Source organism: Bacillus sp. SIMBA_154 (assembly GCF_046536015.1).
GTDB classification, from domain to species: Bacteria; Bacillota; Bacilli; order Bacillales; family Bacillaceae; genus Bacillus; species Bacillus pumilus_P.
Genome location: NZ_JAWJBV010000586.1, coordinates 1 through 242, shown reverse-complemented (window position 1 = coordinate 242; position 242 = coordinate 1). Strand labels below are relative to the sequence as shown.

1 protein-coding gene is annotated in these 242 nt (G+C 40.1%); it reads left to right on the top strand.

The genetic code is table 11. The features are described 5' to 3' along the window. The coding region (locus R0K30_RS23250; RefSeq protein ID WP_410613364.1) for a heme biosynthesis HemY N-terminal domain-containing protein at positions 1–242 on the top strand (242 nt) is incomplete at both ends.

Below are 242 nucleotides of genomic sequence, written 5' to 3'. Positions count from 1 at the left end.
CTGATTTCATTTAACAACACCACCATAGAGGGTACAATTGTTTCGTTTTGTATTATGGCAGCACTGAGCGCAGCGGCTTTATATTTAACTTATAAGCTAGTGCGTTACTGTTTATCTATATACAGAAACACTAAGCATGGCTTTTTTGCGCGAAGCCAAGAGCGTAAACATGCGGCAATAGAGCAAGCATTGTGGAGCCTCATTAATGATGATTACGAGCAAGTAGAAAGTGCACTATCAAG